The organism is Amycolatopsis sp. WAC 04169 (assembly GCF_003947535.1).
GTDB classification, from domain to species: Bacteria; Actinomycetota; Actinomycetes; order Mycobacteriales; family Pseudonocardiaceae; genus Amycolatopsis; species Amycolatopsis keratiniphila.
On record NZ_QHJI01000007.1, the window covers coordinates 527,826 to 553,502 of the forward strand.

Sequence of the window (25,677 nt, forward strand, 5' to 3'; positions counted from 1 at the left end):
GAAATCATGCCCACCATCACCATTCGCACGACCGCGCTGTCCACTACCGAACGCCGGGCCATCGCCGTCCGGCTGACCCGGTGGTTCGGCGAACACGACAGCGACCGCAGGCATGTGGTCGTGCGGTTCGAACGGACCGAGGAGGGCACGGTATTCGTCGGCGGCCTTCCGGTCGAAGCCCTGCCGCACGAAGACGAAGGGTTGCACCACGCCAGTGTCGTCTGCTGTGTGTCCGTCGGACGAGACGAAGCCTTCTACGAAGAACTCGCCACCGTGCTCGCCGACTCGCTCGGAATGACCGCCGGAACTCCGTTCCTCTACCTGGAATTCCGGCCGACACCCAAGGAATCCGTGTACTTCGGCGCCCAGGGACGACTTCGTCGCGCGGACGCCACACTGAGGGGAAACCGATGACCTTATCTTCCGTGCCCACCCTCGACTCGCTCCAGACCCGGACCCGGGCCGTGCTGGCCGGCCTGTTCGGCCCGGAGATCGACGACCTGCCCGCCGACACGCCGCTCCCGGAAACGCTCGGCGACCGCTACGACAGTCTCGGCGCGATGGAATGCGTGACCGCGATGGAAAAGGAGTTCGGCATCGAGGTCGACTTCGTCGAGCACGACGTCCGCTACACCTTCGCGCAACTGGACCGCATCGCCGAATTCGTCCACTCGCAACTGGAAGACCGGGCGGTTTTCGGAGGGTCCCGATGACGGCGCCGGAAATCGAATTCCGCACCTCCGGGCACACGGGTTCCCCCGCCGTCTGGCTGCGCACCCCGGACCAGCTCCGGGCCGAGGCCGGGCTCATCGCGGACGAACTCGTCGGCGAGGTCGAGCAGATCGTCAGCTTCGCGCCGGTGGAGCACCTGTTCGGCCGGTTGTTCGCGCAGGTCCTGCCGGAGCTTCGCGGCGTCCCCGTGCATCATCTCACCCACGCGCCCACCGGCTTGCCGCCCGAGGTGGAGGAGAAACGGACGCTGTTCGTCTGCCTGCCGTCGAGCTGGCTGGTGCTGCGTCATCTGCTCGGCCGGCTCAAGGCACTCCCCTCGTCGGTCGCCCTGCACGGGACCGGGCCGACGGTGCAGGCCACCGGTGAAGTGGTCGCCGCGTTGTCCGGCACCGGTTTCCGCGCGTTCGAACTGTTCGGCTCCACCGAAACCGGTGGGATCGCGCACCGGGAGATCACCCCGCCCGGCACCGGGACGGGACGGTGGCGGCTCCTGCCCGACGTCGAGTTCGCCGATCCGAGCGCGGGTCCGGGACAGTGGCTCAACATCCGGAGCCCGCGGCTGGCCCGCCGCAGCGACATGGCGGTCCGGCCGGACACGTGGCAACTGCCCGACGTGATCCACCGCGACGGCCGGTCCTTCGAGTTCCACGGACGGGCCTCCGCGCTGATCAAGGTGAACGGCGAGCGGGTCAACCTGGAGGAACTCGCGACCGCGCTGCGGAACTCGGTCGACGGTCTGGACGTGGCCTGCCTGCCCGTGCACGATCCCGTCCGTGCCGAACACTACGAACTGTTCTACAGCTTCGATCAGGACCTCTCCCATCGCCAGATCTCCGCCCGGTTGCGGAAAGTCATGCGTGACGTCACCCCGCCGCGAGCGGTGCACCAGGTCCGGCGCATCCCCCGGACCGCGACCGGGAAGATCGCGGTCACCGCCCTGTACGCGCTCACCCAGCAGAAGCCAAGGGCGGCGCTGGAAGGAGCGAGCTGATGGCCGCGGCAGCCCGTCCGCGCCCGTCCGATCCCGCCACTTCGCTGGGCGCCTACGCCGAAAACGCCGGAATCTCCTATCCGGACGATCGCCCGGAGCTGCCCGATCTGCTCGAACTACCGCTCGCCGAACGATGCGACCTGCACGACCGGGGCGAGTGGGACGACCGGAAATGGGCGGAGCAGAACGAAACCTGGCATTCCGCGGCCGACGCCCGCTACCGTGCGATCACCTCGCGACGCGGCCCGGGAGTGGGTACGCCGCTGATCCGGATCGGCGTCAAGGACACCATCGACGTCGCCGGTCTGCCGACTTCCTTGGGCCTGCGGCACTACCGGCACCATCCGGTGGCGTCGGCGAGGGCGCTTTCCCGGCTCGACGGTGCCGAGGACCAGGTGATCGGCAAGGTCGTGAGCACGGAGCTGAACATCGGTGTCGGCTCGGGCTGCGTGAATCCCTACTTCCCGCACATCGACCCCGCCGGCTCGAGTACGGGTTCGGGGGTCTCCGTCGCGGCCGGTCTCTGCGATCTCTCGATGGGCACGGACGTCCTCGGGTCGGTGCGCTGGCCCGCCGGGCACTGCGGCACCGTCGGTTTGCGGATGACGCACGATCCCGGGCTGCTGCACGGCATTTTCCCTTTGTCACCACCGATGGACGCGGTCGGCTGGGTGGCGCGCACGGCCGAGGACCTCGCGTTCCTGTGGCAGCGCCTCGGGCTGCGCGCCCTGCTCGGCCAGGCCGGGCGACCGGTGCCCGACCGGTACCGCATCGGCGTGCCCACCGACGTCCGGGACGGCTCGTGCGATCCCGAAATGCTGGAGACGCTGGACCTCGTCAGCGCCGCGCTGTCCGACGACGGCCACGAGCTGACCGACCTCCGGGTGGGGGACGATCTCTGGCGTCGCCGCGGCGACGCCTGGCAGCTCTGCGCCCGGCAGGCGTGGGACGGCTACCGGCAGTGGCGGCGCTGGATCACCGTGCCGGTGCACCGGAGCACCGAACAGGCGCTGGAGGTCGGCGCACGGGTGACCGACGCCGAGTACACGGAGATCCTCGACGCGATGCACTCGTGCCGTCAGGCGAACGCCACCCGCTTCGGGGACGACATGCACGCCTGGCTGCTGCCGCTGGATCCCTCTCCCCCACCCGATCTGCGGACCGGAAGCCCGGCCGCCACCACCATCCCGGCCCCGGGAGAAGCCGACTACGACCGGCGCATCGGCTACACCCCGATCGCCAGTTTCGCCGGACTGCCTGCCATCGCCGTACCCGCCCGGCTCAGCCGGGTGAACCGCGCGCCGCTCGGGGTGCAGATCGTCGGGCCACCCGGCAGTGAAGAACGGCTGATCGACCTGGCCCGGCGGGTACAGCTCCGGCTGAAACCGCCGGAGCTTCGCCCCGCGTGATCACCACCACCCCACCAGGAGACCGCGATGATCCCCCGGACAATGCTGGAAATCGCCGCCGCCCACCAACCCGACTGGTCCGCGCCGGAGGAGCTCGCCGCCGTGCGGAACGAATTGCGCACCAGACCTCCGCTCGTCGACGCGCACTCCTGTTACGCGCTTGCGGGTGAACTCGAATTCGTCGCCCGCGGGGAAGCCGTGGTGATCCAGGCAGGCGACTGTGCGGAACTGTTCTCCGATTCGGAGCGGCACCGGGTCCAGGCCAAGGCCTCCCAGCTGCACCATCTCTGTGAAACCGCCGAAACCGCCGGGGTCCCGACCGTCCGCATCGGCCGGTTCGCCGGGCAGTTCGCCAAACCCCGCTCCTGCGCGACGGAAGTCCTGCCGGACGGCACGGAGATCCCGGTCTACCGCGGCGACGCCGTGAACGGCGTGACCCCCACGGCCGTGGCCAGGCGAGCCGATCCGGCGCGCATGCTGACCGCCTACGATCTCGCGGCGAGCGGCCTGGACGCGTTGTTCATGCGGCAACTGCTGCTTCTCGAGGGCGGCAGCGGGATCAGTTCGTTGCTGGCGCCGACCTACATCAGCCACGAAGCTCTCCTGCTGGACTTCGAACACGCGCTGCTCCGCCCGGACCCGGCCAGAGGCGGCAACTACGCGTCCTCGGCCCACATGGTCTGGATCGGTGAGCGCACCCGGCAGCTCGACCACGCGCATCTCGCGTTCGCCGAACAGATCACCAATCCCGTCGGCGTGAAGATCGGCCCGAACGCGACGCCGGAAGAGCTGATCGCCATCGTCGACCGGCTCGCCACCGGACATCGCCGGGGCAGGCTGAGCCTCATCATCCGCATGGGCGCGGAGAAGATCGCGGACCGGCTGCCCGCGCTGGTGGCGGCGCTGGGCACGCGCGCCGGGCAGGTGACCTGGCTGTGCGATCCCATGCACGGCAACACCAAGAAGACCACGGCGGGCCAGAAGACCCGGGTGGTGACCGAGATCCAGGCCGAGATCTCCCAATTCTGCCGGATCCTGCGGGAGCACCGCGTGCACCCGGGCGGGCTCCACCTCGAGGTGAGCCCCGACCCGGTGACCGAATGCGTGGACACCGCGGCGGAGCTGTCCGGCGCCCTCGACCTGGACAGGTACGAGTCGGCCTGTGACCCCCGGCTGAATCCGGATCAGGCGCAGCGGGTCGTCCGGCATTTCACCCGATTGCTCTGATCCGCACCCGGCGGGGTTCAGAGCGCCGAACCGACATCACCGACATGCGAAACACCGTGATCGTTGCATCGGCCCTGGACCTCGCCGAGGAGCACCCGTAGCAGTGAGGAGAGCTGGGCGCGCTGCTCGACGCTCAGCCCGGAGATCAGTTCGAGTTCCCGCTCCAGCACCCGATCGACCGTCTGCTCCACCAAGGCGTGCCCGGCCGGGGTGAGTGTGACGTACACGCTGCGGCCGCGCGGTTCGGTGTGCCGCTCGACCAGCCCCTCGCGTTCCGCGCGGGCCACCCGCTGCGAGATCGCCCCCGCCGTGACCAGGGTCAGCCTCGCCAGTTCCCTGGTCGTCAGCGAGTACGGCGGTGAGCTGCGCCGGAGCATGCTGAGCAGGTCCAGCGTTGCCGAATCGACGTCGGAGTCCAGCAGGACGCGGCGCCGGTCCTCACCGAACAGCTTCGCCAGCTGCCACACCCGGGTCACGATGCCGATGGACTCGGTCGACGTGCCGGGCCGTTCGCGCTGCCATGCCGCCTCGATCTCGTCCGCGGCGTCCGGCGTGGGGTCCTTTTCGGACGCTGCACTCATCCCAGACCTCCACCGCGGTTGTCGGCTGCACGACGCACAGCCTATCATTTAGGCCTAAACGTGAGTTAGGACCGGCGAACACGAAGGAGGCTAGATGACCCGGACGATCCTGGTCACCGGCGGGGGCACCGGCATCGGCAGGGCCGTGGCGGCGAGATTCGCGGCGTCCGACGCCGTCGTGCACATCACCGGCCGTCGCAAGGACGTACTGGTCTCGGCGGCGGCCGAGCTCGGCCCGTCGGTCCGGCCGCTCGTCTGCGACGGCACCGATCCCGAACAGGTGACCGCCGCGCTGGACACGCTGGACGGGCCGATCGACGTACTGGTCAACAACGCGGGCGGCAACACCGACTTCGACCTCCCCGAGCAGGACGGGCTCGCCGGGGTCCTCGCGCACTGGCGGGCGAACCTGGACGCCAATCTGATCAGCGCGGTGCTGACCACCACCGCTGTCCAGGACAAGCTGGTCGAAGGCGGATCGGTGATCCACATCGGGTCCATCGCCGCGGACCAGGGCGCCGGATCGTACGGCGCGGCCAAGGCGGGACTCGCGTCGTGGAACGTCGACCTTGCCAAGCAACTCGGGGCCCGCAAGATCACCGCGAACGTGGTTTCGCCGGGCTACATCCGGGAGACCGAGTTCTTCCGCGACAAGCTCCCCGCCGAGCGGGCCGAGCAGCTGATCGACGCGACGAGCACCGGCCGCGCCGGGATTCCCGCCGACATCGCCGAAACGGTGTACTTCCTCGCTTCCGCCGGCGCCCGGCACATCACCGGGCAGACTTTCGGTGTCAACGGCGGCGCCCACCCGACCAGGTAAGGACGAGAATGGTTGCCGTCGCGGAAACATCACCCTCGACCGTGCCCGGTCCTCGTGACTGGGCGGGGATCGGGGTGGTCCTGCTGGCCACGTTCATGGGCCAGATCGACATGTTCATCGTGAACGTGGCCAGCCCGCCGATCCAAACGGATCTGGGCGCCAGCTTCGGCCAGATCCAGTTCGTCATCGACGGCTACGTGATCGCCTACGCGGCGGGCATGGTGACCGGCGGCAAGCTCGGCGACCGGTTCGGCCGCAAGAAGGTGTTCCAGTACGGGGTGGCGGCGTTCACCGTCGCCTCGTTGCTGTGCGCGCTGTGCCCCACGGCGAATTTGCTGATCGTGGCGCGAGTCGTGCAGGGCGCCGCGGCGGCCGTCCTGATGCCACAGGTGCTGTCGATCATCCAGGGCACCTTCGCCCGCCCGCAGGACCGGCAGCGCGCGATCGGTGCGTACGGCTCGGTGATCGGGCTCGGGGTCGTCGCCGGGCTGATCGGCGGCGGGCTGCTCCTGAACGTGGACGTCGCCGGGCTGGAATGGCGGACGATCTTCCTGATCAACGTCCCGATCGGATTGCTCATCCTGCTGGCCGCACCGTCGACGGTCCGGGAAAGCCGGAGCGAGGTCACCGCGCCGCTGGACATGGTGGGGACGGTGCTCACCGCGTCCGTGCTGCCGATCCTGCTGATCCCGTTGTCGCTCGGCCCGGAACACGGCTGGCCGCCGTGGATCTGGGGCTGCTTCGCCGCCGCGGCGCTGCTGACGGCGGGCCTGTTCCGGTACGAGAACAGGCTCGCCGCGCGCGGCGGGGATCCGCTGCTGCCGGCCCGCGTCCTGCGCGGGCGCGGATTCCCGGCCAGCATGGCGACGGTGACGGTGTTCTTCGCCGGCAACGCGGGCTATTTCCTGGTGCTGACCTACTACCTCCAGTCCGCGCTGCACCTGGACCCGCTGGCCACCGGTGTGGTGTTCGTGCCGCTGGGCGTCGGGTTCGCGGTGGCTTCGGTGGCCGGACGACGGCTGGCCGAGCGCTACGGCACCCGGGTGCTGATCACCGGCGCGCTGCTGATGTTCGCGAGCTTCCTGCCGATGCCGTTCATCGTGCAGGCAGGCACCGGCACCCAGGCCGTCGCGCTCGCGGCCACCATCGGGCTGTCCGGGATCGGGCAGGGACTGGTGGTCTCGCCACTGGTCGGCATCGCCATGGCCCAGGTGCCCGCCGATCTGACCGGCGCGGGTTCGGGGGTGCTGAACACCGTCACCCAGGCCGCGATGGCCGTCGGGATCGCAGGGATCGGCACGGTCTACCGCGCCGCGCTGGGGCGTAATCCGCAGGACTCGGCGTCGATCCCCGCGAGCGACTTCGGTGACGCGTTCGTCGTCACCTGCGGGGTGCTCGCGGCGCTCGCCGTGGCGACAGCGGTGCTGAGCTGGGTGCTCGGCCGATCGGGAACGGCGACAGAGGCGGGAGCCGGGTTGTGACAGACAGGGAACACCGACCAGTGGAACTCGACGGCGAGGGCCTGGACCTCGCCGGTGTCCGGCGGATCGCCGAGAACGGGGCGCCGTGCGCGGTGGCCCCGTCCTCGCTGGCCGCCGTCGCGAGGAACCGGAAGTCGTTCGAGGAGCTGGTGGGCCGCGGCGTTCCCGTCTACGGCGTCACCACCGGGTACGGCGAGCTGGTGCACCATCCGGTCGGCGCGGGCGACGAGGTGGCCCTGCAGACGAACCTCGTCCGCAGTCACAGTGCCGGTGTCGGCCCGCTGTTCGCCGAGGACGAGGTCCGGGCGATGATCGCGGCCCGGCTCAACGCGCTCGCCAAGGGCCACTCGGCGGTGCGCCCCGCCGTCCTCGAGAGGCTGGCGGCGTATCTGAACTTGAACATCACCCCGGCCGTGCCGGAGATCGGGTCGCTGGGCGCCAGCGGGGATCTCGCGCCGCTCTCGCACGTCGCCGTCACCCTGATCGGCGAGGGCTACGTCCTCGAAAACGGTGAACGGACACGGACCGGCCCTGTCCTCGAACGGCACGGGCTCGTTCCGCTCGAACTGCGGGCCAAGGAAGGGCTCGCGCTGATCAACGGCACGTCGGCGATGACCGGGCTCGGCGCCCTGGTGGCCGGCCGCGCGCTGGATCAGGTGCGGCAGGCCGAGATCATCTCCGCGCTAGTGCTGGAGGTACTGCGCGGTTCGACGAGCCCGTTCCTGGCCGCCGGGCACGAGCGGGCCCGGCCCCACCGCGGTCAGATCGACACCGCGGCGAACCTGCGCCTGCTGCTGGACGGCAGCGGGCTCGCCGTCGGTCACGCCGAGCTCGCGCGGCAGGCCCGCGACGGCGACGGCGAGGTCTACCTGCAGAAGGCGTACACCCTGCGTGCGGTGCCGCAGGTGCTCGGCGCCGTGCGCGACACCCTCCGGCAGGCCGAAGCCACGCTGGAGATCGAACTCAACTCCGCCAACGACAATCCCCTGTTCTTCGGCGAATCCGGTGACGACGGCGAGGAAGAGATCTTCCACGGCGCGAACTTCCACGGCCAGCCGGTCGCCTTCGCGATGGACTACTGCACCATCGCGCTCACCCAGCTCGGCGTGTTCTCCGAACGCCGGACGCATCGGCTGCTGAACCGGCATCTCAACGACGGCCTGCCCGAGTTCCTCATCGCGAGCGATCCCGGCCTGCACAGCGGGCTCGCCGGTGCCCAGTATCCGGCGAGCGCGCTGGTCGCCGAGAACCGGACGATCGGCCCCGCCAGCACCCAGAGCGTGCCGGCCAACGCCGACAACCAGGACGTCGTCAGCATGGGTCTGATCGGGGCCAGGAACGCCCGCCGGGTACTGGCGAACAACAACTGGATCCTGGCGGTGGAACTGCTCGCCGCGGCGCAGGCCGTGGACGTGTCGGGCCGGTACCGGCGGCTCGGTCCGCTCGGCCGGGTCACCCATGACCAGGTACGGGCGATCGTCCCGGCCCTGAACCGGGACCGGTATCTGAGCGACGACATCGGAGCGCTCGCCGCCGCGCTCGCGCGTGGCGACTTCCTCGACGCGGTCGTCGGCCAGGGAGCGAAACTGCGGTGACATACGACGATGCCCTGCCCACGCGTGTCCTGGGGGACGGCGGTCCGGCCGTGTCCGCGCTCGGACTCGGCTGCTTCGGGATGAGCCGGGCCTACGGCGCCGCGGACGACGCCGAATCGATCGCCACCGTCCACCGGGCACTCGACCTCGGCTGCACCTTCTTCGACACCGCGGAGGTTTATGGCCCCTTCCACAACGAAGCACTGCTCGGCGCCGCCTTGCGCGGACGGCGCGACGAAGCGTTCATCTCCACGAAGTTCGGCTGGGAGTACGCCCCGGACGGCACCCGTGGCAGACTGAACAGCAGGCCCGGTCACATCCGCCGGACAGTCGACGCGATGCTCGTCCGGCTGCGCACCGACCGCATCGACCTGCTGTCGCAGCACCGGGTCGACCCCACGGTCCCGATCGAGGACGTGGCCGACGGCGTCGGCGGGCTGATCGCCTCCGGCAAGGTCCGGTACTTCGGCCTGTCCGAGGCCGGGACGTCCACGATCCGCCGAGCGCACGCGGTCACCCCGGTGACGGCCCTGCAGACCGAGTACGCCTTGTGGGAACGACACATCGAGGCCGAGATCCTGCCTCTCCTGCGCGAACTGGGTATCGGCCTGGTCGCCTATTCCCCGCTGGGCCGCGGTTTCCTGACCGGAAACGCCAAACCCGCGGAGGAGTACGCCGACGACGACTACCGCCGACGGGATCCTCGTTTCCAGGGCGAGAACTTCTGCGCGAACTCCGCCGCCGTCGACGAGGTCGGCGTCGTCGCCGCCCGTGTCGGCGCGAGCCCCGCGCAGGTGTGCCTGGCGTGGCTGCTGGCCAAAGGTGATGACGTCGTGCCGATACCGGGCACCAAGCGACGGTGGACGCTCGAGGAGAACCTCCGGGCCGTGTCTCTGCGGCTCGGTCCCGAGGACATGGCACTGCTCGACGCCGCGGTGCCGGCGGGCATCACGAAGGGCCAGCGGTACCCGGAAGACGCCATGTACATGAACGGGCTCTGACGCCGGCTCGTCGGGTTCGGTTCAGTCCCCCACCCGGCCGGTGTCGTACGCCCACATCGCGATCTCGACCCTGTTCCGGGCGCCGATTTTGGTCAGGAGGCTGGCAACGTGGGTCTTGGCGGTCGTCAGGCCGATGAAGAGCTCGGCGGCGATCTCGGCGTTCGTGCGGCCGCGGGCGACCAGCATCAGCACCTCCTCCTCGCGGTCGGTGAGCGGCTCGACCGGTTGGGTCCGCCGGCTCGACGGTTCCCGGGCGGCGAGCGTGGCCAGCAGCCGCCGGGTGATGTTCGGCGCGATCAGGGCATCGCCGGCGGCGGCGGCATGGACCGCCTGGACGAGCAGCTCCGTCCCTGCGTCCTTGAGCAGAAAGCCTCGGGCGCCGGCCCGGAGCGCGCCGTGGACATACTCGTCGAGGTCGAAAGTCGTGATCACGACTACCGCGATCGGGTCCGGGACGCCCCGCCCCGCGAGGAGCTTGGTCACCTCGATGCCGTCGAGGCCGGGCATCTGGATGTCGACCAGGCACACGTCGGGGCGGAGCCGGTGCGCCAGCTCGACGGCGGCGTGGCCGTCGGCGGCCTGGCCGACGACCTCGATTCCGGGCTGCGCGGCAAGGATCATCGACAGGCCGGTGCGCACCAGATCCTGGTCGTCGGCCACCAGCACGCGCACCGTCATCGGCGTACCTTAGTCGGCAGTTCGGCGTCGACCGTCCACCCGCCCTCGGGCGCCGGTCCGGCGCGCAGCGTGCCGCCGAGCAGCTGCACCCGCTCGGTCATCCCGAGCAGCCCGAAGCCGTGGTTCACCGACCGTTTCGGGTCGATCCGTCCGTCGTCGGTCACGCGTAGTCGCAGCGTTCCCGCGCCGTCCACGACCCGGATCCGCACCAGCGAGGCGTCGCGGGCATGCCGCAGGGCGTTGGTCAGCGCCTCCTGCGCCAGCCGGTAGACCGCCGCGTCGATCTGGGGCGGAAGGTCGTCCAGGTCTTCCGGCAACTCCACGTCGACGACGGGGACCGGGGCGCGTCTGGCGAGGGACACCAGGTCGGCGACGCCGGGCTGGGAGGCGTATCCCGCCGGCGCTCCGTCGCGCAGCACGCGGACCATCGCCCGCATCTCCGCGAGCGTCCGCGACGCCTCCCCTTCGATCGTCGCCAGCACTTCGAGTGCCGCCTCAGGCCGCTGCCCGGCCATCGCCCGGCCCGCCTGCGCCTGCACGGCGATCGCCGAGACGTGGTGCGCGACGATGTCGTGCAACTCGCGCGCGAGACCGACCCGCTCCTGGCCGCGGATCTGGTCCAACTCCCGGCGCCGGCTCTCGGCGCGGTAGCGGAACGCCGCTCCCCCCGCCGCTGCCGCCGCGAGGATGGCGAATCCGCCGAAGACCTCGGTCGGCCCGACGTGGTCGGGGATCATGCCGATTCCCGCGGCGACCGCCACCACCGCCAGCCCGATCACGATCTCGCGCCCCGAGCCCCAGCGGACCAGCGCGTAGACGAGCACCAGGACGTAGATCATCGTGTCGAGACCCACGCTCGGACCCAGAAGGCTCGCCAGTCCCAAGGCCATCGCCGTGCCGAAGGCCACCACGACACAGGCCAACGGGTGAGTACGCCGCCACAGCAGCACCGGCGCGAGTCCGACCGCCACGGTCGTCGCGAACGGCCGCCAGGCGACGTCGTCCCGGAGGGCTCCCTCGAGCAGCGCCGTCACCATCAACGCCCCGACCAGCATCCAGTCGCGCGGCATCCGCCCGGGAGCGTCCGTGGCGCGCGGCTCGGCCCACAGCGAGCGCAGAACGTTGGTGGTCACGCGCCCAGCCTAGGGACCACCGAGGCGTCGGGGACCGACCGAAAGAACGAGACGCCGCTCATCCCCACGGCCGGGGCGAGACCGGCTTCGACGACGATGTGCGCGCCGCCGGGCTCGGCGATCGTTGGCCACCAGTCCTCACCACGACAACGGAGCCCACGATGAGAACACCTCAACCCACCACCACATTGGAAGACCCGCCGATCCCGGTGAAGGCCAAGCTCACCGCGGCGTGGACAGGCGTCATGTTCCTGTACGCCTACGTGGACATTCTCGCCTTCTTCAAGCCCGGCGTCGTCACGGACATCCTGGCGGGCGTCGTCTTCGAGTTCGACATCAGCCAGCCGTTGTATGTCCTCTTCCTCACGCTCATGGCGATCCCGATCTTCATGATCGTGCTGTCGATGACGCTGCCCGCCAGGGCGAACCGCGTCACGAACCTCATCGTGGCCTCGGTACAGATCCCCTACGCGGCGTTCAACGTGGTGGGCGGGTCCTGGACGTACTTCTACGGCCTTGGCGTCGCCCTGGAAGTGCTCCTTCTCGTCTGCATCCTGCGATACGCCTGGACCTGGCCGCGCACCGCGACCAGTACCGATCAACCAGACACATCCCTGCCGGGCAACGACAGCCCGAAGGCCACGAAGGGCGGATCCTCGCCGCGGATCACAAGGCGGCGCCGAGTCCCCGGGTGATCCGGTGCGCCGCCTCCGCGACGGCGCGGCCGTGTTCGTCGAACACCGCATCGGTCATCCGCACGGTCGGGCCGGACACGGATACGGCACCGATCGGGTGGCCGTCCGCGTCCAGGATCGCCGCGCCGACGGCGACGATGCCGTCACTGAGGCCTTCCTGGTTGAGCGACCAGCCACGGGCCCGGATTTCCGCCAGCCTGGCACGCAGCGCGTCCGGATCGACGATGGTGCGCCGGGTACGTTCTTCCAGGACGCCGCCCTTGAGGTAGGCGTCGACCTCGAGGTCGGTGCATGCCGCCAGATACGCCTGCCCGGTGGCGGAGGCGTTGAGCGGGATGCGATAGCCCAGCGGCAGGAACGCGCGCAGGGAATGCGCGGTGTCGAGTCGCTCGAGGAGCACCAGTTCCCGGCCGTCGGCGGCGGCCAGGTGGATGGTCTCTCCGGTGCCGAGCTGAAGTTCGTGCAGGATCGGCAACGCGCGTTCCCGCAGCCCCCCGGCGTCACGCGCCTGGTTCCCGACGGCGAACGCCCGATACGTCAGCTGCCAGCGGGCGGCGTCGTCGGTGCGGCACCACCCGACCTCCTCGAGCGTCCGCAGAGTCCGCTGCACCGTGCTCTTCGGGAGTCCGACGGTACGAGCCAGTTCGGACAGGCCGACGGGCTGCGACTCGCCCACCGCCTCCAGCACCTTGATCGCCGAGAGAACGCTGTTCGTCGTCATCCGCTTGACCCTCCTCGCACGTCCGTCCTACGGTATCCGCCAGCGGTCCACATAGCGCACCATTGTGCCACACAGTGGACCGATCGGGTGGCGGTACACCAACGGAGGTGCGCACATGACCGTGCAGATCGTGGCATTGGCGATATTCGCGGCCGTGTTCGTGATCGCCGAAATCCGCCGCACGCATATCGGCATCGCGATGTTCGCCGCCGCCGCGGCGATGGGGCTGCTCGCAGGTGTGCCACTCGACGACATCGTCGGCGGCTATCCCATCGACATCCTGATCCTGCTGGTCGGGGTGACGTTCTTCTTCGGGATCGCCAAGTCCAACGGCACGATCGAACGACTCGTCGACCGGGCACTGGTCTTCGTCCGAGGGCGGACCGGAGCGCTGCCCGTGGCCTTCTTCGTCCTCACCGGGCTGATCTCGGCGATGGGTTCCCCACTCGGCGGCTTGGTGATGGCGCCGATCGGCATGTCGGTGGCACACCGGCGCGGGATCGACCCGATGTTGATGGCGCTCGCGATCGGCACCGGGTTGTCGGCAGGCGGGTTCGCGCCGACTTCCCTGTTCGGCATCGTCACCTGGGGCACCGCCGATTCGGCGGGTATCGCACTCGACCCGCTCGTCCTGTTCGCCGTCGCGATCGGCGTGAACCTGCTCCTGCTCGGGGCGGCCTACCTGATGTTCGCCGTCCGAGGCGAACGGCGCCCCCTGCCCTCGGACGGCGACGAGACCGAGACCGGTGACCCGGCCAGGATCGCGCCGCTGCGGACGATCCACGTCATCACCGCCTTCGCCGTGCTGGGTCTGCTCGCCGTGGTCGTCGTGCTCGCGGTGCGGGACAGCCGGCCCGACGTCGGCGTGCTCGCCTTCGGGTTCGGCGCGGTCCTCGCGCTGATCGACCCGGAGAGCGGCAGGACGGCACTCAAGGAGATCGACTGGTCGACCGTGCTGCTGGTGGGCGGAATCATCACCTACGTCGGTGTCCTGCAGAAGATCGGCGCCGTCGACCTCCTCGGCGACCTCGCCTCCGGTCCGAGCGCGCCGATCTTCGCCGCACTCGTGATCTGCGCGGTGAGCGGCCTGGTGTCGGCCTTCGCCTCCACGACCGGCATCCTCGCCGCCCTGGTCCCGCTCGCCATCCCCCTGGTGCAGCACGGGGATCTGCCGGGCTGGGCGCTGATCTGCGCGCTGGCCGTCTGTTCCTCCATTGTGGACATTTCGCCCTTCTCGACGGTGGGTGCGGCGCTGGTCGCGACCACCGTCGATCCCGAAGCTCGGCCCCGCATGACCGCGTTGCTGACCAGATACGGCCTCACCATGGTCGTGCTCGGGCCGGTCGTCCTGGTCGGTGGGCTCGTGTTGCCCGCGATGGCGCTCTGACCACCCCAAGAAAAGAAGCCGGAGATCCCGTTGTTACTCACCTCGCTCGTTTCAGGACAAGACCTTGAGCGCGCCGTCGTCGTCGGGGACGAAGTGCTGTCGAGGTCGGAGCTGGCCGATCGGGCAGGCCGGTTCGCGGCCGCGATCCCCGACACGGGGCCGATCGCGGTCCTGGCGACGCCGACGATGGACACGGTCGTCGCCGTGACCGGCTGTCTGCTCGCCGGTGTACCGGTGGTGCCGGTTCCCCCGGACTCCGGTCCCGCGGAGCTGTCCCACATGATCCGCGACTCGGGTGCGACGGCCTGGTCGGGCGACCTCCCGGAGTGCGTCGAACTGCCGACGATCACTCCCGGCCGGACCCCGATCGCGCCGCGAGCCGTCGATCCTCAGCGAACGGCGATGCTCGTCTACACCTCCGGGACGACAGGTGCGCCGAAGGGCGTCCAGCTGTCCGGCGCCGCGATCGCCGCCGGACTGGACGGCCTGTTCGCCGCATGGGACTGGACTCCGGACGACACCGTCGTACACGGTCTGCCACTGTTCCACGTCCATGGCCTCGTTCTGGGTGTGCTCGGCTCGCTGCGACGAGGATCCCGTGTCGTGCACACGGTGGCCCCGCGACCCGATCGGTACGCGGCCACCGACGGCACCATGTACTTCGGCGTCCCGACCGTGTGGAACCGGATAGCACAGGATCCTGGGTCGGCGCACGCCCTGCGCAAGGCCCGGCTGCTGGTATCCGGGAGCGCGCCCTTGCCGTCCCCCTTGTTCGAAGCCATCGCGGAACTGACCGGGCAGTCGCCGGTCGAGCGTTACGGCATGACCGAAACCATGATCACGGTGAGCGCGCAGGCCTCCGGAGAACGGCGCGCCGGCTGGGTCGGACTACCGATTCCCGGTGCCGAGACTCGTTTGATGTCACCTTCGGAGGACGACGCGGGCCCGGTCCCGGACGACGGCCGGACCGTCGGCGCGCTCCAGGTCCGAGGCCCGATGCTGTTCAGCGGCTACCTCGGCCGGCCGGACGCCACCGCGGAAGCCTGGACCGATGACGGCTGGTTCCGTACCGGCGACCTTGCCGTACGCGATCCCGGTGGCTTCCACCGGATCGTCGGACGCGAGTCCACCGACCTGATCAAGTCGGGCGGGTACCGCATCGGGGCAGGCGAGATCGAGGCGGCACTGATGGACCACCCCTCGGTCGTCGACGTCGCGGTGGTCGGAGTCCCGGACCCCGACCTCGGCCAGAAGATCATCGCCTTCGTGATCAGTCCCGATCGTGACGGCCAAGTCCTCATCGATCACGTCGCCCACCGGCTGTCCCGGCACAAACGGCCACGCGAGGTCGTATTCCTCGACGAACTGCCGCGCAACCAGATGGGCAAAGTGGTCAAACAGCGGCTACGCCCGCGGTAGCACTGCGACAGTTCACGCACGTCTTCGAGTGAGCACCGCGAGCGCGACCGCCAGGACCAAATCCGCCTTGTGCGTGATCGAGACCTGTACGTCCACGACGCCGAGCGCGGCGGCTCTCACGGCCGCCGCGCCGGTCAGCATCACCAGGGCCGCTCCGGAATCGGCTCGTTCGACGGCGATCTGGCGCGGCGTGACGCCGCCGGCGAAACCGGTGCCGATCGCCTTCGCGACGGCTTCCTTCGCGGCGAACCGGCCCGCCAGGAACTCCCGGCATCGATCGGGGCCGAACCCGGCCGTGGTGGCGAGTTCGGACTCGGCGTAGACGTAGGCACGGAACCACGGCCGTGCCAGCAGCCGGTCCAGTTCGCCGACGTACAGCAGGTCGGCCCCGATCCGCATCGGGCTACCCGGCCGGGAAGGTGAAGACCGCGGCGTGACTGCGACCGCTCACCGGGTCGGTGTCGCAGAGCACGACCTTCCGGTACGTCTCCTGCCACGCCGGCCAGTTTCCCGCCAGGGCCAGCCACACACTGGTGCAGTACGAGCCCGGCGCGACCCGGTGGACGTCCTCCGCCTCGACGGTTTCCGTCACCCACGGGCCGAGGACCACGAGCGTGCCGGGCTCCCGATGGGGTTCGAGCAACTCCCCCACCGTCCCGCCGGACGACACCGACGCCAGCCGTGGCCCCGGTCCGGTGCCGAGGACCAGCGCCGCACCCGAGTCGACCAGCCCGCCGTCATCGACGAGCGGATGCGGGGTCGGGAGCGTCGTCTGCTCCAGTACCGCGACGACCGCCTCGTCGCACCGTCCCGACCGCTGATACGCCGCCACGATGCGCAAGGCCGTGAAAGGCGCGGCCAAACCCTGCTGTGCCAAGGAGAACGTGGTCGCCGTGGCGTCGAGCCGGTCGGCGAGATACGGCGCCACGGCGGTGAACGGGAGGACGTCGGGCAGGGCGTGCGTCACGATGATCAGCTGCGGGCGACTCGCACGCACCCCCTCGGCTTCCAGCAACCGGTCGGTCAGCGCCTTGTGCGAGACGTGCGCGCCGCGTTGCCAGCGTTCTTCGTCCACTTTGGACCCGAACGGTTCGACGAGATCCGCGAGGAACCTCGAGACCGCCGCGTCCTCCCGATAGCCGGGCCCCGGCGGTGAGATCACCGCGCTCGTGCCGCGCAGGGTCGGTTCACCGCTCATGACACTCCTTCCCCGATGGCCTGCCTGGATTCGACGTAGTCGGCGAACGAACGGACGGTCCGAAGGCGATCGATGTCGAGGTCGTCCGGATCCACCGTGATGTCGACGGCCATCTCCACCAGCATCAGCAGTTCCAAGACCTTCGACGAGTCCAGCCGCAGGTCGTCGAACAGCCGTGTGTCCTCGGTCAGCCCGGTGATCTCCCGTTCCAGGACGTCCCCGAGCGCGGCCCCGATCGCCGCCACCACCTCGTCGCGGGCCGTCACGTCCCGCTCCCCCGCGTCCGATGGCTGATCACCATGGCGCCGAACGTCGCACCGAGACCGACCGTCACGAGCACGTAGCGCGCGCCGTCGACGAGCCTGCCGTTCTCCCGCAAGGTCGTGTAGTTCAGGAACACGTCCGACGAGAAGCAATGGCTGAGTTTGGGGATGTTCTCCAGGAAGAACTTCTCCGACGGCGCCTCCAGCGCCTTCACCGTCTGCCGCCAGGCGAGGGCGTTGACGTTGTGCGGGATCACCAGATCGATGTCGTCGAACCCGCATCCCGCCTCGGCCACCGCCTCCAGGATGACCTCGGCCAGTCGCGGCCCGTAGAGCTCGCCGAATTCGGTGTTCTGCTCCGGGGTCAGCGCCAGCCATTCCGCGTACTGCCCCAGTGTCTTCGTGACGAACGAATGCACGACGTCGCCGTCGCCGTCCACCGTCAGCAGGCACGCCGAGGCCGCGTCCGCCATGATCGCGGTGTTGGGGATCAGCTGCACGATCGGCGAGAACGCCCGCTCGCCGGTCACCATCAGCGCGTAACCGCCGGTCTCGCCCTCGGCCCGCAGCAGCTCGGCCGCCACGTCGATGGCACCCAGACTGCTGACACACGCCTGGTGGGACAACGCGAACGCCTCGACGTCCACCAGTCCCAGCCGCCGCGCGAGCTCCTGGGCGATCTCGACGTCGGCCGGGGCGAGCGCCTGGGTCGTATGCGCGAACACCAGCCTGTCGATCCTGCGGCCGGCGGGCAACGCCGCCAGCACCCGCTTCGCGGCGGGCAACAGCAGGTCGAACAGGTCCATCCCGGGATCGAACCGGAGGGTGTCGAGGCCGTAGAACTTCCGGAACACGCCGAGTTCCGCCCGGCGCAGCCCGAGGTGCTCGCCGAGTTCCTCGATGCGGACGCTGCGCTCGGGTACGAACGATTCGACGCGTTCCAGTGTGGTCGCGCCCATCAGCCCTCCAAGTACTCGGCCTGCAACAGCCAGAGCCGGTTGGCGCCGCGGCGTTCCGGTGGCTGTACCTCGTACGGCCAGCGGCCCTCGCCCGTGCCGGGCTGGCCGGGTTCCTTGATCTCGTCGACCTTCCAGCCGTGGGCCAGCAGGAAGTCCGCCGGCTCGTCGGTGCCGAAGATCCACGGTGTCCCGTCGTCGGCCAGCCGGTCGAGGAACGGCTTCGAGAACGGGCTGCGCAGCAGGGCACGGCCGAGGATGTCCAGCGCCAGCCTGCTTCCCGGCGCCGACACCGAACCCAGCGTCTCCAGCAGACCGCCCGCCTGCTCCTCGGTCAAGAAGAAGGTCAGCGCCTCGGCCACCCACAACGTCGGGCGGGTGGGGTCGAAGCCCGCCTTCTCCAGTTCCGGCAGCCATTCACGGGTCAGGTCGGCGGGTACGCACCGGCGGTCGACCCGCGGCTCGGCGCCCAGTTCGGTCAGCCGGCGCTGCTTCTCCACCAGCAGTGGCTCGTGGTCGACCTCGAAGACGACGGTGTCCTCGGGCCAGTCCAGCCGGAACGCCCTGGTGTCCATCCCCGCCGCGATCAGCACGACCTGGCGGATGGAGGGATCCGACCGCAGCTCGCCGATCGCGTCGTCGAGGAACCTGGTCCGGATGCTGATGAACGGCAGCAGCCCGCCACCGGCGTAGCGCTCGATCAGCCGGAACCCGTCCGGCGCGGCGAGGGCGCTCGCCAGCGGGTCGACGTACAACGCGTCCTCGCGCTCGGATTCGAGCGAGCGGGCCGCCGCCATCCACTGCGCGGTATAGGAAACGGCGTGCATCAGCTGACTCCCGCTCCGGCGAAGAACGCCTTCTCGATGGCCGACAGGGTTTTGAAGTCCGCGATGTCGATGTTGTCGAAGTCGACCTCGACGCCGCTCGCGTCCTCGATCACGTAGACCAGTTCGACGAACGACAGCGAGTCGACCAAGCGGCTTTCGATCAGGTCCTCGTCGAACGCCAGCTCGGTGCGTTCCGGGTGCTTGCCGAGGATCCAGTCACTGACCTTTTCGATACCGGGGGCGGGCATGTCTTTCTCCTTCGAGGTTGGTTCCTTCTCAGTCCGCGGCGGACACCGCGACCGCGATGGCGTACGCGTCGTCGTGGGTGATGCTGATTTCGATCTCGCCGAGCCCGGCTTCCCTGGCCAGCCGCGCGGCGCGGCCGGTGAGCCGGACCACCGGCCAGCCGCCGTCGCTCTTGAGCACTTCGGTCGACAGCCAGGGCACGGGCTGCCCACCGACGTGGAAGAGTTTGAACACCGCCTCCTTGGCGGCAAGGCGTCCCGCTATACCGGCCAGGTCCGGACCGTCCGGAGTGGACGAGCTCAGCAGTTCGGCGGCGGAGAGCATGCGCCGCAACGCGGATTCCGCGTCCTGGGCGACGAGCTCGCGCACCCGGCTGAGCGGGACGACGTCGATGCCGATCCGTCTCGCGGGCATGGTCACCCGGCCCGGCCCGCCGCCGCTCGGACGGCCGCCAGCGCCGCCGGGAGATCGCCGTGGTGGACCTCGGTCAGCACGGCGAGCCAGCGCTCCAGGCCGAACGCCACACAACTGGTGTAGGCGAACTCCTTGCCGTCACCGAAGCGGATGTCGCACCGTTCGCCGAAGAAGTTCCGATGGGTGTTGACCGAGGCGATCGCGAGGGTGCCGTGCTGGAACTCGTATTTGACCGGGCTCAGCTTCTGCAGGAGCGCGCGGGCGCCGTCGTTCTTGAAGAACGGATCGATCGCGGCCTCCTTCTCCAGGCCGAGGCCGAGTTCGCCGGAGAACGCCAGAATCCGTTCGGTGAAGCGGGAAACGACCTCCTGGGTGTGTTCGAACGAGCCGAGCGCGACGATCTCGCGCATCTGGAAACTCGCCAGCCGCCGCAATCCGCTGTAGTGGTCTTCGCTGCGGAAACAGCGGTTCACGAGCGTGACGATCTCCGTCTCGGACACCTTCGTGCCCTCGTAGAAAAGGTAAGCCCCGTAACAGGTCGCGTGCGGCAGACCGTAACGGCCGTCCTGCAGATCGCCGCCGGCGAACCGCCCGTCGACCGGCTTTCCCTCCCGGTCGGCCAGATCCAGCGGGCCGGCCACGAACGCCAGATGCGGGAAGTTCGCGTAGACGTCGAACTTCTCCAGGTCGGTGACCGGGTACAGCGGCGGCGGGCTGATCTCCCGCGCCCCGGCGGCGCCTGCCCAGCCGAGGAAGATCCGGTCGAGTTCCTGGACGAGGGCGGTCTCGTCGGGACCGAGGATCGCCAGCGCTTCGGCGCCGTCCACTCCGGTGGTGCGGGTCATCGGAGGATCCCCGTTCGCTCCAGGTACTTCAAGGTCTTGCGGAACACCTGTTGCTCGGTGGCAGGCCGGGTGGGCGCGTCGAGCAGCGCACGCCGGAGTTCCAGCGGGTTCTCGATACCGGCGTCGCGATAGACCTGCGGGTTGTACAGCGACTCGAAACTGTAGGTGAGATACCGCCGGAGATAGGCCGAAACCTCGGCGAGCTCCTCTTCGGTCGCCGTCTTCTTGAGGTCGCTGTAGAGATGCTCCACCAGCTCCCGGCCGAACGCGATATGCCGCGATTCGTCCTGATGGTGGATGCGGTTGATCGCGCGGATCGTCTCGTGCAGGCGTTCGTCCCGCGCCATCAGCGAGTTGTAGTGGTCCACCAGTTCCTCGAAGATCAGGATCCTCGCGAACACCAGCAGACTCTCCACTTTGGACGAAGACGCGGGCGGGATGGTGACGCCGGCCCCCGGTGCGCGATAGATCTTCTTGCCGTAGCGCAGGCAGAACTCGGCGAAGAACCACATGTGCTCGTTCTCTTCGCCGATGAAGTGGTGGAAGAACTCCGACGGCGTCTCGAAGCCCACCGTGTGGATCCGCGCGACGACCTCGATGAGCAGCTCGCGGATCCCGTGCACGTTGAGGCTGTAGAAGTTGATGCTTTCGAACCGCGACAGGGCGAAGAGCTGGTCTTCGCTCAGTGTCGTGGCGAACTCGGTGCCGTATGTGGTGGTGAGCTCGGGGCTCATCCACCACATCCGTTCGGGCAGGCTGTCCGGCCACTCGAACATCTGATAGGGGTTGTAATAGTCGTCGATCGACTTCGACGAGAGGCGATCGAGCAAGCCGCGAAACCGTTCGTCCGCGTCGATGATGTCGCTGATGTCACTGGCCACGAAGGTCTCCTCCGTTCTTCCGGACTCGATTCGACGCTACGGCAAGGAATCCGCGCGATTCAACGTCCGCAAGCGGTCTGGCCGACACCGGACAGCACCCTGGTTCGCCGGTGCGGTGGCGACCTAGGATGGTCGCATGGCGAGGACGCGGGGCGTCGTGAGTGGGGGCTGGGCAAAGGTGGCGTGTTGCGAAAGCCACTTTCGCAACGTTGAACGTTGGGAAAGTGGCTTTCGCAACACGGGCGCCGGCCGCGTGGCGGTCGGCGCGAGTGAGTGGCCGGGCTGAAGGCTCCCTTCACCGCATCAGACGCGGCGAAGGGAGCCTTCATCCCACCACCGACCCGCCCGCGACCACGCGACCTTTGACTTACCGCTCAAGAGAAACACGAATCGCCTGCGAAGGGACCGGGAACGTATGACCACGCTCGTCGGAGTGGACGCGCTGCGCGTGGCCGAACTCGACCTGCTCGCGCGGCGCGGCTGGTTCCTGAAGTTCCTTTTCTCCCAGGAGGAAATCGACGAACTCGCGACGGCGGGCAGCATCTGTCTCGCTTGCCGGTTCGCCGCGAAGGAGGCGGTGCTGAAGATGCTCAGGACCTGCCTGTCCGGTTCGGTCCCGCCCGCGCAGATCGTGATCCGGCGGTCCGGAGAGCGCGCGACATCGGTGGAGTTGCGCGGCGTGGCGGCCGAACGTGCCCGCGCGCTGGGCATCGATCGGGTCGACGTCTCCATTTCCTGTGAGCGGGGGCTCGTGATCGCGGTCGCGCTGGGGACGGCCTGAATTCAGGTCGCGAGCAGGTTCGCCACCCGGAATCGTTCGACCGAACCGCAGTCGGCGAGGATGTCGTGCGCCTTCCGCAGAAGTCCTTGCCCGGCGCCGGGATCCCGTTTCGCGGTGACTTCGCCGAGGACGGCGAGCGCGTGTCCCTCGCCGATGCGGTTGCCGGTGCGGCGATGCAGGGTCAGCGCCCGCTCGGCGCATTCGGCCGCCTGTTTCCGGTCGCCGCGGTCCCGCCGGGTGGTGGCCAGCACCGTCTGCGCCCGGGCCGCGAGGAGCCGGAAGTCCCGCCGTGCGGCCAGTTCCGCGGCCGCGCCCGCATGCGTGACGGCGTCGTCGAGCCGCCCGCCACGACGACACACCTCGGCCAGCGCCAGCAGGCTGACGATCTCCGCGCGGGTGTAGTGGATCTTGTGCGCGAGTTCGACCGCCTGTCCGGCCAGGACCTCGGGAGCCACCGGCAACTCGGCCCGGCCGCCGAGTTCGGCCAGTGCCGCGAGCGCGTTCGCCTCCGCCCGGCGATCACCTGTCTCCCGGGCCAGTTCCAGCATCGCCTCGGCGTGCTCGGCCGCTTCGGTGAAGTCCCCGGTCTCGGCGCACAACGCCGCCAGTGAACAGAGAGCGGTGGCCTCGCCGTAACGAGCGCCGTTCTCCCGGTGCAGGGAAACACCCTTCGACAGCGACTCGCGTGCGTCGGTCAGCCTGCCGAGGTCGAGATAGACCTCGCCGAGCGTGGTGTACACATGCGCGGCGCCGTCGCGATTGGCGTTGCGTTCGATCAGGGAAAGGGCCTGGGCCAGCCGCTGGATGGCTTCCTGCGGCTTGCCCAGCTCGCGCAGCAGGGTCCCGATGTTGTGCAGATTGGCCGAAAGTCCCGCTTCCCAGCCCATCCGGCTGTTCAGTTCGATCGCGCGATCGAGTTCGGCGACGGCCTCGTCGAGCGCCCCGAGCTCCCAGTGGACTCCGGCGAGATTGCCGCGCGCGGCGGCTTCCGCTTCCGGCCACCGTTCGCTGGTCGCCAGCTCCAGCGCCCTGGTGTAGTGCGTGACGGCGGCCGCGTAGTCGCCCAGCCCGCGGTACACCTGCGCGAGGCTTTGCCGGGCGGCGATGCGGCCGCGCGGTTCACCGTCCGCGACCGCGGCGGCGAGCCCGGCCTTCGCGACGGTGATCCAGTCCACGGAATGCCTTCTGAGCCAGAAGAAGCCGCGAAGGGCGTCCGCCAGTAACCAGACGACCCGGTGCGGGCCCTGCGCGGCGGCGTCGTGGACGATGGCCATGAGGCAGGCACGTTCCGCTTCGAGCCACTCCAGCGCCTCGGCGTCGTCCTCGAAGACGACGTCGGTCTCGCCGAATTCGGCTCCTTCACGAAGCCGGAGGATCTGCGGCGTGATCCGCGTGACCGCGGCGGTCACCGTCGCGAGGTACCAGCCGAAAAGCCGGAGCCTGGCCGCGTCGCGTCCGGCCGCGTCGTCCTCGGCCCGCGCGCGTTCGGTCGCGTACAGCCGGAGCAGGTCGTGGCACTGGTACCGGCCGTCGGCGCCCCGGGCCACGAGATGAGCACGCTCCAGTTCGGCGAGCGCGTCGGACGTGTCCCCGGCGAGCACGGCTATCGACCGTGCGGTGAAATCCGGCACCTGGACCACGCCGAGCAACCGGAACAAGCCCTGGGCGGCCGGACCGAGCCGCCGGTACGAGAGCTCGAACGCGGCGCGGACCGCGGTCGAGGGGTCGCCGTCGATCCCGAGCCGGTCCAGCCGGTCGGCCCGCAACCCGTCGACCACGGCGCCGATCGGCCGGTCCCGGCCGATACCGATGTCCGCGGCCGCGATCCGCAACGCGAGCGGCAGCCCGGCGCACAACCGGACCAGCGTCGCCGCCGCCCGCCGTTCCTCCTTGACCCGCTGCGCGCCGACGAGCCTGGCGAGCAGCTTGAGCCCCTCCTCTTCGGTCAGCAAATCGAGCCGGACGGCACCGGCGTCGTGCAGGACGACGAGCCCCGGCAGTTCCTGCCTGCCGGTCACCACGACGAGACTGCCGGGACGGCCGGGCAGCAGCGGCCGCACCTGATCGGCCGTGCCCGCGTTGTCGAGCACCACGAGTATCCGTTTGCCCGCGAGCTCGGACCGGTAGAGCGCGGCCAGTTCGTCGGGGTCCACCGGTATCCGGTCGGGCGGGACACCCAGCGAGCGCACGAGCCGGACCAGCGCTTCGGCCGCGGTCACCGTGGCCGACCGCGCGCAGCCGTGCAGATTCAGGTAGAGCTGGCCGTCGGGGAACCGGTCGAGCGCGCCGTGTGCCCATTGCAGTACCAGCGCGGTCTTGCCCACCCCCGCGGTGCCGCTGACGACCACCACCGGTGCGCCGCCGGCGACCAGGGCGTCGATCCGGCGCAGCTGCACGGTGCGGCCGGTGAACGTCGGCACCGCGGCGGGCAGCTGCCTCGGCCCGGCGGAAACCGGCTGTCCGGCGGCGGGCAGGTCCAGCGCCGGATCGGTGCGCAGGATGGCCTGGGCGAGGTCGGTCAGCTCCGCACCCGGTTCGAGCCCGAGCTCGCCGGTGAACAGGGCACGTGCCCGGCGATAGACCTTGAGCGCTTCGGCCTGGCGCCGTGACCGGTAGAGCGCGAGCATGAGCTGAGCCTGGAAACGTTCCCGCAGCGGATGTTCCCAGACCAGCTCGGTGAGCTCGGCGACGACGTCCGCGTGCCTGCCGAGGGTCAGATCCGCGTCGATGCGTTGCTCCAGCACGACCAGCCGTCGTTCCTGCAGCCGGTCCGCCTCGACCTGGAGCGCGGCACTGCTGTCGGCCAGCCCGCCGAACGGAGGGCCCTGCCAGACCGCGAGCGCCTGCCGCGCGAGACTTCCGGCGACGACCGCGTTCCGCCTCTCGTGTGCCGTGCGCGCCTGGTCGGCGAGCTCCTCGAACCGCCGCACGTCCAGTTCGCCGGGATTCACCACCAGCAGATAACCGGGTCTGCGGTGCACCACCCGATCCGGATCCGCCAGCGCGCGGCGGAGCTGGAGGACGTAGAGCTGGAGGTTCTTCACCGCGGTACGGGGCGGGCGGCCCGCCCACAGGCCGTCGACCAGCGCGCTCACCGGGACCACCTCGCCCGCGCGATGCAGCAGCAGCGCCAGCAGACGACGGACTTTCGGCGCGCCCAGGTCGAGTTCGGCATTTCCGTCGCGGACACCGAGCGGCCCGAGAATCGTGAACTCCATATGACCCCCACTCACCTCGCCGGAATAATCGCGAAGCGTTCACGATCTTTCCGGTTGGTGGTCCATACCAAATTTATACCGGCTCTCCGCATGCTTCGGAACAAGAATTCAACCGGCGGGAAAACAAAGTGCGACCGTGTAGGACGAACACGCCTGGGGGCTAGGTCAGTGTCTGCGT

General features: G+C 69.6%; 27 protein-coding genes. 13 read left to right on the forward strand and 14 right to left on the reverse strand.

Annotated elements, in window-relative coordinates:
- Window positions 1-6 precede the first annotated feature (6 nt).
- The 5 genes from DMC61_RS21630 to DMC61_RS21650 are packed head-to-tail and all read left to right on the forward strand — an operon-like array spanning window position 7 to window position 4,359.
- Window positions 7-414, forward strand: a complete 408-nt coding sequence (locus DMC61_RS21630; RefSeq protein ID WP_125690835.1) for a hypothetical protein — start codon at window positions 7-9, stop codon at window positions 412-414.
- Window positions 411-713, forward strand: a complete 303-nt coding sequence (locus tag DMC61_RS21635) for an acyl carrier protein (protein ID WP_125690836.1) — start codon at window positions 411-413, stop codon at window positions 711-713. The genes DMC61_RS21630 and DMC61_RS21635 overlap by 4 nt, the downstream gene beginning before the upstream one ends.
- Window positions 710-1,723: a class I adenylate-forming enzyme family protein gene (locus tag DMC61_RS21640; RefSeq protein ID WP_125690837.1), complete on the forward strand. Its 1,014-nt coding sequence runs from the start codon at window positions 710-712 to the stop codon at window positions 1,721-1,723. The genes DMC61_RS21635 and DMC61_RS21640 overlap by 4 nt, the downstream gene beginning before the upstream one ends.
- Complete coding sequence (locus tag DMC61_RS21645) at window positions 1,723-3,132, forward strand: amidase (protein WP_125690838.1); 1,410 nt, start codon at window positions 1,723-1,725, stop codon at window positions 3,130-3,132. Before DMC61_RS21640 ends, DMC61_RS21645 begins: the two co-directional genes overlap by 1 nt.
- A 27-nt stretch (window positions 3,133-3,159) precedes the next feature.
- On the forward strand, window positions 3,160-4,359 hold the full coding sequence (locus DMC61_RS21650; protein WP_125690839.1) for a 3-deoxy-7-phosphoheptulonate synthase: 1,200 nt from the start codon (window positions 3,160-3,162) through the stop codon (window positions 4,357-4,359).
- A 17-nt stretch (window positions 4,360-4,376) separates the two neighbouring features.
- Here DMC61_RS21650 and DMC61_RS21655 read toward each other — a convergent pair whose 3' ends face one another.
- Entirely contained in the window at window positions 4,377-4,940 is a 564-nt protein-coding gene (locus DMC61_RS21655) for a MarR family winged helix-turn-helix transcriptional regulator (protein WP_125690840.1), read from the reverse strand.
- A 94-nt stretch (window positions 4,941-5,034) separates the two neighbouring features.
- Between DMC61_RS21655 and DMC61_RS21660 the strand changes: the two genes are divergently transcribed.
- The 4 genes from DMC61_RS21660 to DMC61_RS21675 are packed head-to-tail and all read left to right on the forward strand — an operon-like array spanning window position 5,035 to window position 9,837.
- Window positions 5,035-5,760: an SDR family NAD(P)-dependent oxidoreductase gene (locus DMC61_RS21660; RefSeq protein ID WP_125690841.1), complete on the forward strand. Its 726-nt coding sequence runs from the start codon at window positions 5,035-5,037 to the stop codon at window positions 5,758-5,760.
- A gap of 41 nt (window positions 5,761-5,801) precedes the next feature.
- A complete protein-coding gene (locus tag DMC61_RS21665) occupies window positions 5,802-7,241 on the forward strand; it encodes an MFS transporter (RefSeq protein WP_233594890.1) in 1,440 nt (479 codons plus the stop codon).
- Entirely contained in the window at window positions 7,238-8,836 is a 1,599-nt protein-coding gene (gene cmdF, locus DMC61_RS21670; RefSeq protein ID WP_125690842.1) for a tyrosine 2,3-aminomutase, read from the forward strand. The genes DMC61_RS21665 and cmdF overlap by 4 nt, the downstream gene beginning before the upstream one ends.
- On the forward strand, window positions 8,833-9,837 hold the full coding sequence (locus DMC61_RS21675) for an aldo/keto reductase (RefSeq protein ID WP_125690843.1): 1,005 nt from the start codon (window positions 8,833-8,835) through the stop codon (window positions 9,835-9,837). The genes cmdF and DMC61_RS21675 overlap by 4 nt, the downstream gene beginning before the upstream one ends.
- Before the next feature lie 21 nt (window positions 9,838-9,858).
- On the opposite strand, the gene DMC61_RS21680 is transcribed toward DMC61_RS21675, so the two are convergent.
- Together DMC61_RS21680 and DMC61_RS21685 are read right to left on the reverse strand one after the other, a co-directional pair.
- A complete protein-coding gene (locus DMC61_RS21680) occupies window positions 9,859-10,515 on the reverse strand; it encodes a response regulator transcription factor (protein WP_125690844.1) in 657 nt (218 codons plus the stop codon).
- Window positions 10,512-11,648 (reverse strand): sensor histidine kinase, encoded by a 1,137-nt coding sequence (locus DMC61_RS21685; protein WP_125690845.1) that lies wholly within the window; start codon window positions 11,646-11,648, stop codon window positions 10,512-10,514. Before DMC61_RS21685 ends, DMC61_RS21680 begins: the two co-directional genes overlap by 4 nt.
- Before the next feature lie 161 nt (window positions 11,649-11,809).
- On the opposite strand from DMC61_RS21685, the gene DMC61_RS21690 reads away from it, so the two are divergent.
- On the forward strand, window positions 11,810-12,343 hold the full coding sequence (locus DMC61_RS21690) for a DUF6326 family protein (RefSeq protein ID WP_233594891.1): 534 nt from the start codon (window positions 11,810-11,812) through the stop codon (window positions 12,341-12,343).
- Here the strand turns inward: DMC61_RS21690 and DMC61_RS21695 are convergent.
- The gene (locus tag DMC61_RS21695; protein WP_125690846.1) at window positions 12,315-13,064 is read right to left on the reverse strand and encodes an IclR family transcriptional regulator; all 750 of its coding nucleotides are present in this window, start codon (window positions 13,062-13,064) and stop codon (window positions 12,315-12,317) included. The genes DMC61_RS21690 and DMC61_RS21695 overlap by 29 nt on opposite strands.
- Window positions 13,065-13,179: 115 nt before the next feature.
- On the opposite strand from DMC61_RS21695, the gene DMC61_RS21700 reads away from it, so the two are divergent.
- Both DMC61_RS21700 and DMC61_RS21705 read left to right on the forward strand, forming a co-directional pair.
- Window positions 13,180-14,451 (forward strand): SLC13 family permease, encoded by a 1,272-nt coding sequence (locus DMC61_RS21700; RefSeq protein WP_125690847.1) that lies wholly within the window; start codon window positions 13,180-13,182, stop codon window positions 14,449-14,451.
- A 30-nt stretch (window positions 14,452-14,481) separates the two neighbouring features.
- The gene (locus DMC61_RS21705; RefSeq protein WP_199750057.1) at window positions 14,482-15,870 is read left to right on the forward strand and encodes an acyl-CoA synthetase; all 1,389 of its coding nucleotides are present in this window, start codon (window positions 14,482-14,484) and stop codon (window positions 15,868-15,870) included.
- Between the two features lie 12 nt (window positions 15,871-15,882).
- On the opposite strand, the gene DMC61_RS21710 is transcribed toward DMC61_RS21705, so the two are convergent.
- Genes DMC61_RS21710 through DMC61_RS21750 form a run of 9 tightly spaced genes read right to left on the reverse strand, consistent with a single transcriptional unit; the run spans window position 15,883 to window position 21,500 of the window.
- Window positions 15,883-16,269: a holo-ACP synthase gene (locus DMC61_RS21710; protein ID WP_125690849.1), complete on the reverse strand. Its 387-nt coding sequence runs from the start codon at window positions 16,267-16,269 to the stop codon at window positions 15,883-15,885.
- Between the two features lie 4 nt (window positions 16,270-16,273).
- Window positions 16,274-17,068 (reverse strand): hypothetical protein, encoded by a 795-nt coding sequence (locus tag DMC61_RS21715; protein WP_125690850.1) that lies wholly within the window; start codon window positions 17,066-17,068, stop codon window positions 16,274-16,276.
- Complete coding sequence (locus tag DMC61_RS21720) at window positions 17,065-17,334, reverse strand: acyl carrier protein (RefSeq protein ID WP_016333666.1); 270 nt, start codon at window positions 17,332-17,334, stop codon at window positions 17,065-17,067. The genes DMC61_RS21715 and DMC61_RS21720 overlap by 4 nt, the downstream gene beginning before the upstream one ends.
- Window positions 17,331-18,290: a 3-oxoacyl-ACP synthase III family protein gene (locus DMC61_RS21725; RefSeq protein ID WP_199750058.1), complete on the reverse strand. Its 960-nt coding sequence runs from the start codon at window positions 18,288-18,290 to the stop codon at window positions 17,331-17,333. The genes DMC61_RS21720 and DMC61_RS21725 overlap by 4 nt, the downstream gene beginning before the upstream one ends.
- Window positions 18,290-19,114, reverse strand: coding sequence for an SAM-dependent methyltransferase (locus DMC61_RS21730; protein ID WP_125690851.1), 825 nt, complete (start codon window positions 19,112-19,114; stop codon window positions 18,290-18,292). Before DMC61_RS21730 ends, DMC61_RS21725 begins: the two co-directional genes overlap by 1 nt.
- A complete protein-coding gene (locus DMC61_RS21735; protein WP_016333663.1) occupies window positions 19,114-19,362 on the reverse strand; it encodes a phosphopantetheine-binding protein in 249 nt (82 codons plus the stop codon). Before DMC61_RS21735 ends, DMC61_RS21730 begins: the two co-directional genes overlap by 1 nt.
- A 28-nt stretch (window positions 19,363-19,390) precedes the next feature.
- Window positions 19,391-19,774 carry a holo-ACP synthase gene (locus DMC61_RS21740; RefSeq protein ID WP_043848072.1) on the reverse strand — a complete coding sequence of 128 codons (384 nt, stop codon included), beginning with the start codon at window positions 19,772-19,774 and terminating at the stop codon, window positions 19,391-19,393.
- Between the two features lie 2 nt (window positions 19,775-19,776).
- Window positions 19,777-20,619 carry a hypothetical protein gene (locus DMC61_RS21745; protein WP_125690852.1) on the reverse strand — a complete coding sequence of 281 codons (843 nt, stop codon included), beginning with the start codon at window positions 20,617-20,619 and terminating at the stop codon, window positions 19,777-19,779.
- A complete protein-coding gene (locus DMC61_RS21750) occupies window positions 20,616-21,500 on the reverse strand; it encodes a diiron oxygenase (RefSeq protein ID WP_125690853.1) in 885 nt (294 codons plus the stop codon). The genes DMC61_RS21745 and DMC61_RS21750 overlap by 4 nt, the downstream gene beginning before the upstream one ends.
- A gap of 415 nt (window positions 21,501-21,915) precedes the next feature.
- Between DMC61_RS21750 and DMC61_RS21755 the strand changes: the two genes are divergently transcribed.
- Window positions 21,916-22,281, forward strand: a complete 366-nt coding sequence (locus tag DMC61_RS21755; protein WP_125690854.1) for a holo-ACP synthase — start codon at window positions 21,916-21,918, stop codon at window positions 22,279-22,281.
- 2 nt (window positions 22,282-22,283) lie between these two features.
- On the opposite strand, the gene DMC61_RS21760 is transcribed toward DMC61_RS21755, so the two are convergent.
- On the reverse strand, window positions 22,284-25,499 hold the full coding sequence (locus DMC61_RS21760) for a BTAD domain-containing putative transcriptional regulator (RefSeq protein ID WP_125690855.1): 3,216 nt from the start codon (window positions 25,497-25,499) through the stop codon (window positions 22,284-22,286).
- Between the last annotated feature and the right edge of the window lie 178 nt (window positions 25,500-25,677).

What these genes read in the sequence shown, in the direction of transcription:
- DMC61_RS21630 (WP_125690835.1), top strand. Translation starts at nt 7, where the DNA reads ATGCCCACCATCACCATTCGCACGACCGCGCTGTCCACTACCGAACGC.
- DMC61_RS21635 (WP_125690836.1), top strand. Translation starts at nt 411, where the DNA reads ATGACCTTATCTTCCGTGCCCACCCTCGACTCGCTCCAGACCCGGACC.
- DMC61_RS21640 (WP_125690837.1), top strand. Translation starts at nt 710, where the DNA reads ATGACGGCGCCGGAAATCGAATTCCGCACCTCCGGGCACACGGGTTCC.
- DMC61_RS21645 (WP_125690838.1), top strand. Translation starts at nt 1,723, where the DNA reads ATGGCCGCGGCAGCCCGTCCGCGCCCGTCCGATCCCGCCACTTCGCTG.
- DMC61_RS21650 (WP_125690839.1), top strand. Translation starts at nt 3,160, where the DNA reads ATGATCCCCCGGACAATGCTGGAAATCGCCGCCGCCCACCAACCCGAC.
- DMC61_RS21655 (WP_125690840.1), bottom strand. Translation starts at nt 4,940, where the DNA reads ATGAGTGCAGCGTCCGAAAAGGACCCCACGCCGGACGCCGCGGACGAG.
- DMC61_RS21660 (WP_125690841.1), top strand. Translation starts at nt 5,035, where the DNA reads ATGACCCGGACGATCCTGGTCACCGGCGGGGGCACCGGCATCGGCAGG.
- DMC61_RS21680 (WP_125690844.1), bottom strand. Translation starts at nt 10,515, where the DNA reads ATGACGGTGCGCGTGCTGGTGGCCGACGACCAGGATCTGGTGCGCACC.
- DMC61_RS21690 (WP_233594891.1), top strand. Translation starts at nt 11,810, where the DNA reads ATGAGAACACCTCAACCCACCACCACATTGGAAGACCCGCCGATCCCG.
- DMC61_RS21695 (WP_125690846.1), bottom strand. Translation starts at nt 13,064, where the DNA reads ATGACGACGAACAGCGTTCTCTCGGCGATCAAGGTGCTGGAGGCGGTG.
- DMC61_RS21700 (WP_125690847.1), top strand. Translation starts at nt 13,180, where the DNA reads ATGACCGTGCAGATCGTGGCATTGGCGATATTCGCGGCCGTGTTCGTG.
- DMC61_RS21710 (WP_125690849.1), bottom strand. Translation starts at nt 16,269, where the DNA reads ATGCGGATCGGGGCCGACCTGCTGTACGTCGGCGAACTGGACCGGCTG.
- DMC61_RS21715 (WP_125690850.1), bottom strand. Translation starts at nt 17,068, where the DNA reads ATGAGCGGTGAACCGACCCTGCGCGGCACGAGCGCGGTGATCTCACCG.
- DMC61_RS21725 (WP_199750058.1), bottom strand. Translation starts at nt 18,290, where the DNA reads ATGGGCGCGACCACACTGGAACGCGTCGAATCGTTCGTACCCGAGCGC.
- DMC61_RS21730 (WP_125690851.1), bottom strand. Translation starts at nt 19,114, where the DNA reads ATGCACGCCGTTTCCTATACCGCGCAGTGGATGGCGGCGGCCCGCTCG.
- DMC61_RS21735 (WP_016333663.1), bottom strand. Translation starts at nt 19,362, where the DNA reads ATGCCCGCCCCCGGTATCGAAAAGGTCAGTGACTGGATCCTCGGCAAG.
- DMC61_RS21740 (WP_043848072.1), bottom strand. Translation starts at nt 19,774, where the DNA reads ATGCCCGCGAGACGGATCGGCATCGACGTCGTCCCGCTCAGCCGGGTG.
- DMC61_RS21745 (WP_125690852.1), bottom strand. Translation starts at nt 20,619, where the DNA reads ATGACCCGCACCACCGGAGTGGACGGCGCCGAAGCGCTGGCGATCCTC.
- DMC61_RS21755 (WP_125690854.1), top strand. Translation starts at nt 21,916, where the DNA reads ATGACCACGCTCGTCGGAGTGGACGCGCTGCGCGTGGCCGAACTCGAC.
- DMC61_RS21760 (WP_125690855.1), bottom strand. Translation starts at nt 25,499, where the DNA reads ATGGAGTTCACGATTCTCGGGCCGCTCGGTGTCCGCGACGGAAATGCC.